This window comes from Polaromonas sp. CG_9.5, assembly GCF_035984465.1.
Classification (GTDB): Bacteria; Pseudomonadota; Gammaproteobacteria; order Burkholderiales; family Burkholderiaceae_C; genus Polaromonas.
This window is the reverse complement of sequence record NZ_JAXCHR010000075.1, coordinates 1-1,091: the sequence shown is the minus strand read 5'-3', so window position 1 is coordinate 1,091 and position 1,091 is coordinate 1. Positions and strand designations below refer to the sequence as shown.

At 62.7% G+C, this 1,091-nt stretch carries 1 protein-coding gene; it reads right to left on the bottom strand.

Annotated elements, in window-relative coordinates:
• Window positions 1-54: 54 nt before the first annotated feature.
• Entirely contained in the window at window positions 55-1,014 is a 960-nt protein-coding gene (locus RCH06_RS17870) for an IS5 family transposase (protein WP_327082808.1), read from the bottom strand.
• Between the last annotated feature and the right edge of the window lie 77 nt (window positions 1,015-1,091).

Below are 1,091 nucleotides of genomic sequence, written 5' to 3'. Positions count from 1 at the left end.
GGCGTTGTTGCATAAATCCCTCCAATGACGAGGCATCCCCCTGGCCCCCCATTTTTAGGCGGTCCGGACGGATTTAGGGCTTGCGAGTACCACCATGCGGTTGATGATGCCCACCCGGACAGCGACTTCCGCGTCCTGCACCTCCACATCACGCGCCCACAGCCTGTCGCCCGTCAGCGTCTTGAAGCGGTACATCACGTTCTCTACCAGGGAGCGGCAGTGATAGCCGCTTTTGTCCTTCCAGTCCTGCTTGCCGCTTTGGGCAATATGGTCAATGGCCGCGTTGCGCTCTTGCGCCCCGGCCTGACTGGCAGGCCAGTGAACGGCGCCCTCCACAGGAGGAATCAGCGCCAGCGCACCGCGCCCGGCAATCGCCGCACGGGCGGCCTTGGTATCGTAGGCGCCGTCGCCGCCCACCACTTCAATCGGGGTGTCTTGCGGGATTTGCGCCAGTAGCTCGGGCAGAACGCTGGCATCGTCCACATCACGGTGCGTCATCAAGACGGCGCACACCTGAGCTGTTTTCACGTCCAGCGTCAGATGCACTTTGCGCCAGCTACGCCGTTTGCTGTAGCCGTGTTGGCGTACTTTCCACTCGCCCTCGCCAAAGAGTTTCAGCCCGGTGCTGTCGACCAGCAGATGCACCGCCTCGCCCGCATTGCGCAGCACCGGCAGGCTCACCCGCAGCGACTTGGCCCTTCGGCTGAACGTGCTGTAGTTGGGCACCGGCAAACCCGGCAGGGCCAAGCGCTGCAAACTGCTGGCAAAGCCTTGCAACGCCCGCAGCGGCAGGCGATAGACCGACTTGAGGGTCAGCAGCATCTGGATCATCCCATCACAGTACGCCTGCGGGCGTCCGCGCTGGCCTGGCGTTTGAGATGCTGGCGCGAACATCTGCTCGTCCATCCAGAGGGTCACACTTCCCCGCTCAATCAGGCCCGCGTTGTACTCGGGCCAGTTCGTGACCCGATAGACTGCCTTGGGCTGGCTGGGCAGAAGAGTGTCTTTTCGCATGTTCGAGGCAAAGTCAGGGAGCCTACCAGCGCGGCAGCCTGCTCATTCGGCTGCAAGGGAATTTATGCAACAACGCC

What these genes read in the sequence shown, in the direction of transcription:
- RCH06_RS17870 (WP_327082808.1), bottom strand. Translation starts at nt 1,014, where the DNA reads ATGCGAAAAGACACTCTTCTGCCCAGCCAGCCCAAGGCAGTCTATCGG.